Below are 6,954 nucleotides of genomic sequence, written 5' to 3'. Positions count from 1 at the left end.
GAAGAGGTGACCGCCGGTCTCGAGGGCATGGAGGTCCCGTTGCGCGTCGCCGTCATGGGCTGCGTCGTCAACGGCCCCGGCGAGGCCCGCGAGGCCGACCTCGGTGTCGCCTCCGGCAACGGCAAGGGCCAGATCTTCGTCAAGGGCGAGGTCATCAAGACCGTCCCCGAGTCGAAGATCGTGGAGACCCTCATCGAGGAGGCCATGACGATCGCCGAGCAGATGGAGAAGGACGGCGCGTCGGGGGAGCCGGCCGTCACCGTGAGCTGAACAGCACGGACCGAAGGGGGCCCGAGCGTGACGATTCTGGAGAGCATCCGGGGACCACGCGACCTGAAGACGCTGTCCGAGGCGGAACTCGGTGAACTGTCCGAAGAGATGCGCGGCTTCCTGGTGCGCGCGGTCGCCCGCACCGGCGGTCACCTCGGACCCAACCTCGGCGTGGTGGAGCTCACCGTCGCCCTGCACCGGGTCTTCGAGTCACCGGACGACCGCATCCTGTGGGACACCGGCCATCAGAGCTACGTGCACAAACTCCTGACCGGCCGGCAGGACTTCTCCAAACTGCGGAGCAAGGGCGGCCTGTCCGGTTACCCGTCGCGCGAGGAGTCCGAGCACGACGTCATCGAGAACAGCCACGCCTCCACCGTCCTCGGCTGGGCCGACGGCCTCGCCAAGGCCCGCCAGGTGCAGGGGGAGCGCGGACACGTCGTCGCCGTCATCGGCGACGGCGCGCTCACCGGAGGCATGGCCTGGGAGGCCCTGAACAACATCGCGGCGGCCAGGGACCGACCGCTGATCATCGTCGTCAACGACAACGAACGCTCGTACGCGCCGACCATCGGCGGCCTCGCCAACCACCTCGCGACCCTCCGTACGACCGACGGCTACGAGCGGGCCCTGGCCTGGGGCAAGGACGTCCTCCAGCGCACGCCCGTGGTCGGCAGCGCCGTGTACGAGGCGCTGCACGGAGCCAAGAAGGGCTTCAAGGACGCCTTCGCGCCGCAGGGGCTCTTCGAGGACCTCGGGCTGAAGTACCTCGGCCCGGTCGACGGGCATGACATCGGCGCCGTCGAGTCGGCGCTCGGGCGCGCCAAACGCTTCCACGGGCCGGTGCTGGTGCACTGCCTCACCGAGAAGGGCCGCGGCTACGAGCCCGCCCTGCGCGACGAGGAGGACCACTTCCACACGGTCGGCGTGATGGACCCGCTCACCTGCGAGCCCCTCAGCCCTTCCAAGGGGCCGTCCTGGACATCGGTGTTCGGCGAGGAGATCGTCCGGATCGGCGAGGAGCGCGCCGACGTGGTGGCGATCACCGCGGCCATGCTGCACCCGGTCGGTCTGGCCCCCTTCGCCGCGCGGTTCCCCGACCGGGTCTGGGACGTCGGCATCGCCGAGCAGCACGCGGCCGTGTCCGCCGCCGGCCTCGCGACCGGCGGACTGCACCCGGTCGTCGCCGTCTACGCCACCTTCCTCAACCGAGCTTTCGACCAGCTCCTGATGGACGTGGCCCTGCACCGCTGCGGCGTCACGTTCGTCCTGGACCGGGCGGGCGTCACCGGCGTCGACGGCGCTTCGCACAACGGCATGTGGGACATGTCCGTCCTCCAGGTCGTCCCGGGCCTGCGCATCGCCGCGCCGCGCGACGCCGACCAGCTGCGCGCCCAGCTGCGCGAGGCGGTCGCCGTCGACGACGCCCCGACACTGCTGCGCTTTCCGAAGGAGTCCGTCGGACCGGCCGTACCCGCCGTCGGCCGGGTCGGCGGCCTGGACGTCCTGCACGCGGCGGACCGGCCCGAGGTGCTACTCGTGGCCGTCGGCGTGATGGCGCCCGTCTGCCTCGGGGCCGCCGAGCTGCTGGAGGCCCGCGGCATCGGCTGCACCGTCGTCGACCCGCGCTGGGTCAAACCCGTCGACCCGGCGCTCGCGCCCCTCGCCGCCCGGCACCGCCTGGTGGCCGTGGTCGAGGACAACAGCCGCGCGGCCGGGGTAGGTTCCGCGGTGGCGCTGGCGCTCGGCGACGCCGAGGTCGACGTCCCCGTGCGCCGCTTCGGCATCCCCGAGCAGTTCCTCGCGCACGCCAAGCGCGCCGAGGTGCTCGCGGACATCGGCCTCACCCCGGTCGACATCGCCGGACGGATCAGCGCGAGCCTGGCCGTCGCCGGACAAGCCGGGGACCAGGCTGTGGACCGGTCCGGCGACGGACGGATCGTCATGCCAGCGCAAGGAGAGTACTGAATGACCAAGGAGTTCGACCTCGCCGCGCTCTTGGCCGAGCGTGGAGCCGAGCGGTACGAGCTGCACGCCAGGCACCTCAACCACCAGCTGCCGCGCATGCTGCACACCATCGGCTTCGACAAGGTCTACGAGCGGGCCGAGGGCGCGCACTTCTGGGACGCGGACGGCAACGACCACCTGGACATGCTCGCCGGGTTCGCGGTCATGGGCCTGGGACGCCACCACCCGGTCGTCCGCAAGGCGCTGCACGACGTCCTCGACGCCTCGCTGGCCGACCTGACCCGCTTCGACTGCCCGCCGCTGCCCGGACTGCTGGCGGAGAAGCTGCTCTCCTACAGCCCGCATCTGGACCGCGTCTTCTTCGGCAACAGCGGCACCGAGGCCGTCGAGACCGCCCTGAAGTTCGCCCGGTACGCGACCGGAAGGCAGCGGATCCTGTACTGCTCGCACGCCTTCCACGGACTGACCACCGGCTCGCTCTCCGTCAACGGCGAGGACGGTTTCCGCAAGGGCTTCGCGCCCCTGCTGCCCGACACCGCCGTCCCGCTCGGCGACCTGGACGCCCTGGCGCGGGAGCTGGGCAAGGGCGACGTGGCCGCCCTGATCGTGGAGCCGGTCCAGGGCAAGGGCGTGCACGAGACCCCGCCCGGCTACCTGCTCGCGGCGCAGGAACTGCTGCACCGGCACAAGGCGCTGCTGATCGCCGACGAGGTGCAGACGGGGCTCGGCCGGACCGGGAAGTTCTACGCCTACCAGCACGAGGACGGCGTCGAACCCGACCTGGTCTGTGTGGCCAAGGCGCTGTCCGGCGGATACGTGCCGGTGGGGGCCACCCTGGGCAAGGACTGGATCTTCCAGAAGGTGTACTCCTCGATGGATCGCGTGCAGGTCCACTCGGCCAGCTTCGGGTCCAACGCGCAGGCCATGGCCGCCGGGCTCGCGGTGCTGTCGGTGATGGAGAACGAGGAGATCGTGGCGAACGCCGCCGCGGTGGGGGAGCGGCTGAAATCCCGGCTGACGGGACTGGTGGACCGCTACGAGCTGCTCGCCGACGTCCGGGGCCGGGGACTGATGATCGGCATCGAGTTCGGCCGGCCCAGGTCACTGAAGCTGCGCAGCCGCTGGACGATGCTGCAGGCCGCACGGAAGGGACTGTTCGCGCAGATGGTGGTCGTGCCGCTGCTGCAACGGCATCGCATCCTGACGCAGGTATCCGGCGATCACCTGGAGGTGATCAAGCTGATCCCGCCGCTGATCATCGACACCGACGACGCCGACCGGTTCGTCGACGCCTTCACCGAGGTGATGGAGGACGCGCACAACGGCGGCGGCCTGATGTGGGACTTCGGCAAGACCCTGGTCAAGCAGGCGGTGGCCAACCGCTGAGGCCAGGACCGACCGGGCCTGCTTTTGCCTGCGAGGCAAAAAACTTGCCCCCCGGGCAAGGTTCGGGCTGAATGGAGGCATGAGCTCCTCCGAGACCGGGCCCGCCCAGGGGGCGGTCGCCGCCGTCGCGCCCCAGCTGCGTGAGCTGCGGCGGCGGGCCGCCCTCACCCTCGAGACCGCGGCCCGCGCCGCCGGGCTGTCGCCCGCCCACCTCTCCCGCCTGGAGACCGGTCAACGCCAGCCCTCGCTGCCGATGCTGCTCTCCCTCGCCCGGGTCTACGGTACGACGGTCGCCGAGCTGCTGGGTGAGACGGCCGCCGACCGGGACGCCGTCGTGCGTGGTGCCGACATGGAGCCCACCACCGCGGGCGGCTGGACGTACTGGCAGGCGGGAGCGCCGGGCCGCGGCATGCAGGCCCTGCGCGTCCAGGTGCCGTACGGCTCCCAGGGCGACGTAGTGCGGGTGCACCCCGGCGAGGAGTGGCTGCACGTTCTCAGGGGCCGGCTGCGACTGCGCCTCGGGGACACCGAGCACCGGCTCACCGCGGGGGACAGCGCCCACTTCGATTCCATGACCCCGCACCGGATCGCCGCGCAGGACCCCGACGGGGTCGACCTGCTCTTCGTCCACACCCTGCTGCAGAGCCCGACGGCCGCGCTGTGCCTCGGCCCGACCCCCGGAGAGATGCCATGAGTGCCATGCAGGAGAAGCTCCCGCGCGCCCTGTGGGTGCGACTGCTCGTCTACATCGCGCTGGGGCACGTCTTCGGCGGCTTCCTCTACCTGCTGTTCGAGGTGGGGGCCAGGTAGCGCCACCCCGCGAGCGGACGGCTCAGTCCAGCATCCGCTCGCGCAGTCGCTCCCGGGTCTCGGAGGTGACCCGCAGCCCCTGCTCCAGGTAGGCGTCGACCCCGCCCCAGGTCTCCCCGATCGTCTCGAAGGCCGCGGAAAGGTACTCGGCGCGCGCGTCGAACAGGGGGCTGAGCAGCTCCATGACCTCGGGGGAGTAGGCCGAGGCGGCCGAGCCGCTGCGGCGTACCTTGTAGCGGCGGTGGGTGGCGTTCGACTTCAGGTAGTCCTCGACGACGGCCTCGCGCTCGACGCCCAGGGCGAGCAGGGTGATCGCGATCGACAGACCCGCGCGGTCCTTGCCCGCGGCGCAGTGCATCAGCGCGGGGACGCTGTCCTCGGCGAGCGCGTGCAGAATCCGGGAGTGCTCCGCCGTGCGCTCCTTGACGATCATGCGGTAGGAGCCGATCATCCGGTCCGCGGCCTTGCCGTCGGCCAGGATCTCGCGCAGCTGCTCGAGGTCTCCGTCCCGGACCATCTTCCAGAACTCGGCTCCGTCGGCCGGATCGCTCAGCGGCAGGTTCACATTGCGCACGCCCGGCAGCTCGACGTCGGGGCCCTCCAGCTTCTGGTCGGCCGCGTTGCGGAAGTCGAAGACCGTGTGCAGGCCGAGCGACGCCAGGAACGCGGCGTCCTCCCCGGTGGCGTGTGCCAGGTGACCGCTGCGGAACAGCACCCCCTGCCGCACCCGCCGCCCGTCCACGGTCGGCAGTCCGCCCACGTCCCGGAAGTTGCGCACACCGGTCAGCTCGGGTTCGGTCGACGGGACCTGCTGCGTCACGGGGGCTCCTCCCACTCCGCCCCGCCGACGCTGCTCGCCGACGGGCACCACTCGACGATACGGCATGGCCTCCGGGCGAAAGCCGCTCCACAGCGGGTATTGCGAGAGGATAAGAGCCTTCTGTCCGTATTGGCTCTTTAATAACAACTGAGCCTGAAATGGCGGTGGGTGGACGAGTGGCGCGTGAGCAGCGTCATATCCGTGACCGTGTGTTGCCCGTCATGTCCACGTAATGCGGCTGATTCGCGAGGGTGTTCGCGGAATACGGCGCGACGGAAATCGACGCAGCGTTACCGGTTGCTCCGGTAAAGGATCAATCGGAAGACCCGTCGGGGGAACCCCTCGCTTGTCCCTGTGCGTCCTGGTCCCTTACGTTCACCACCGATCCGGGCGGACGCCTAATCCTGCCGCCGACCGGAGCCCGCACTCACCCACCACCCGTGCACGGCAGGAGCGGGGGACCCACAGGTAGAACTGCCTGTTCCGGTTCCCGGAACGGCTTGGGGTAAAGCCGCGTTTCGGCGCGGCCGGGCATCTCCAGCCCGCACCCGACAGCTCACCTCGCAGGCGCCGGAGAGGAATTCGTCATGCCCGCGAAGGGTAAGCACCGCCGTACCAGGGCCATGCGCCTGACCCGCACCATCGCCGTCGCCGGAACCGGTGGCGCCGCGCTCGCGCTCCCGCTGATGGGTGCGGCCGCCGCCAACGCCGCCCCCGCGCACTCCGTTTCCGAGCAGGCCGTGCAGTCCGTTCCGACGTCGGCCAACAAGGCCGCCGCGAGCGGCGCCGAGAAGAACGGCGAGAACGCGGCAGCGCGGACGTACACCGTGAAGAGCGGTGACTACCTCTCGAAGATCGCCGACGAGCAGGACGTCGACGGCGGCTGGAAGAGGCTCTACGCGGACAACCGCGAGGCCGTCGGTTCGGACCCGTCGCTGATCCACCCCGGCCTCAGGCTCTCGATCGGCGGCCAGGCCGCCAAGTCGTCGGCCCCGTCCTCCGCGGCGGCCGAGAAGCCGGCGGCCGAGAAGCCCGCCGAGGCGGAGAAGCCCGCCTCCCGGTCCGCCGAGAAGCCGGCGGACGCCGAGAAGGCATCCTCCTCGGACGCCGGCTCCTCGGACACCGGTACCCAGTCCGCGGGCAACACCAGCGGCTACACCTCCCCCGTCGCGGGCGGCACCGTCGGTACCCCGTACCACCAGTCCGGCAGCATGTGGTCCAGCGGTTACCACACCGGCACGGACTTCGTCGTCCCGACCGGCACCTCGCTGAAGGCCGTCGGCGCGGGCACCGTCGTCTCCGCCGGCTGGGGCGGCGCGTACGGCAACCAGGTCGTCATCAGGCTCGCCGACGGCCACTACGCCCAGTACGCCCACCTCTCCTCGCTCTCCGTCTCCGCCGGCCAGTCGGTGACGGTGGGGCAGCAGGTCGGCCTCTCGGGTGCCACCGGCAACGTGACCGGCCCGCACCTGCACTTCGAGATCCGCACCACGCCGGACTACGGCTCGGACGTGGACCCGATCGCGTTCCTGCGCTCGCACGGCGTCTCCGTCTGACGACCGCTTCGGCGCAGCCTCCGCGCCACCGAGGGCCGGGCCCCCCGCCCCGGCCGCCCGGGGGCGCCGCCAGGGGGGCGGGCCCCCGGGGGGTGCCGGAAGCGGCAGACCCCATGCCGCGGGGCAGTACCCACACCCCACAGC

The 6,954-nt window shown here is 71.2% G+C and carries 7 protein-coding genes and 1 riboswitch; of the genes, 6 read left to right on the top strand and 1 reads right to left on the bottom strand.

The genetic code is table 11. From position 1 onward, the window contains the following. The 5 genes from ACGFYH_RS16950 to ACGFYH_RS16930 form a co-directional block, all read left to right on the top strand. Nucleotides 1–270, top strand: a 270-nt coding sequence (locus ACGFYH_RS16950; protein WP_393803894.1) for a flavodoxin-dependent (E)-4-hydroxy-3-methylbut-2-enyl-diphosphate synthase, incomplete at its 5' end; no start/stop codon positions are given. Nucleotides 271–297: 27 nt separating this feature from the next. Continuing rightward, the gene (gene dxs, locus ACGFYH_RS16945; RefSeq protein WP_393803893.1) at nucleotides 298–2,238 is read left to right on the top strand and encodes a 1-deoxy-D-xylulose-5-phosphate synthase; all 1,941 of its coding nucleotides are present in this window, start codon (nucleotides 298–300) and stop codon (nucleotides 2,236–2,238) included. Continuing rightward, entirely contained in the window at nucleotides 2,239–3,624 is a 1,386-nt protein-coding gene (locus tag ACGFYH_RS16940) for an aspartate aminotransferase family protein (RefSeq protein WP_393803892.1), read from the top strand. A gap of 79 nt (nucleotides 3,625–3,703) precedes the next feature. Next, nucleotides 3,704–4,318: a helix-turn-helix domain-containing protein gene (locus tag ACGFYH_RS16935; protein WP_393803891.1), complete on the top strand. Its 615-nt coding sequence runs from the start codon at nucleotides 3,704–3,706 to the stop codon at nucleotides 4,316–4,318. Then, a complete protein-coding gene (locus ACGFYH_RS16930; protein WP_393803890.1) occupies nucleotides 4,315–4,434 on the top strand; it encodes a DUF6126 family protein in 120 nt (39 codons plus the stop codon). The genes ACGFYH_RS16935 and ACGFYH_RS16930 overlap by 4 nt, the downstream gene beginning before the upstream one ends. A 22-nt stretch (nucleotides 4,435–4,456) precedes the next feature. Here ACGFYH_RS16930 and ACGFYH_RS16925 read toward each other — a convergent pair whose 3' ends face one another. Further along, on the bottom strand, nucleotides 4,457–5,254 hold the full coding sequence (locus ACGFYH_RS16925; protein ID WP_393803889.1) for a tyrosine-protein phosphatase: 798 nt from the start codon (nucleotides 5,252–5,254) through the stop codon (nucleotides 4,457–4,459). A 425-nt stretch (nucleotides 5,255–5,679) separates the two neighbouring features. Continuing rightward, nucleotides 5,680–5,837, top strand: a riboswitch (cyclic di-AMP (ydaO/yuaA leader). Between the two features lie 4 nt (nucleotides 5,838–5,841). Here ACGFYH_RS16925 and ACGFYH_RS16920 point away from each other — a divergent pair. Further along, nucleotides 5,842–6,810: a peptidoglycan DD-metalloendopeptidase family protein gene (locus ACGFYH_RS16920; RefSeq protein ID WP_393803888.1), complete on the top strand. Its 969-nt coding sequence runs from the start codon at nucleotides 5,842–5,844 to the stop codon at nucleotides 6,808–6,810. Nucleotides 6,811–6,954: the final 144 nt, after the last annotated feature.

This window comes from Streptomyces sp. NPDC048392, from assembly GCF_043200575.1.
Lineage (GTDB): Bacteria > Actinomycetota > Actinomycetes > Streptomycetales > Streptomycetaceae > Streptomyces.
The sequence above is the reverse complement of the archived record's forward strand: the minus strand, read 5'-3'. Positions and strand labels throughout refer to the sequence as shown.

Coding starts and splice junctions, on each gene's coding strand:
- ACGFYH_RS16940 (WP_393803892.1), top strand. CDS start 2,239: ATGACCAAGGAGTTCGACCTCGCCGCGCTCTTGGCCGAGCGTGGAGCC.
- ACGFYH_RS16935 (WP_393803891.1), top strand. CDS start 3,704: ATGAGCTCCTCCGAGACCGGGCCCGCCCAGGGGGCGGTCGCCGCCGTC.
- ACGFYH_RS16930 (WP_393803890.1), top strand. CDS start 4,315: ATGAGTGCCATGCAGGAGAAGCTCCCGCGCGCCCTGTGGGTGCGACTG.
- ACGFYH_RS16920 (WP_393803888.1), top strand. CDS start 5,842: ATGCCCGCGAAGGGTAAGCACCGCCGTACCAGGGCCATGCGCCTGACC.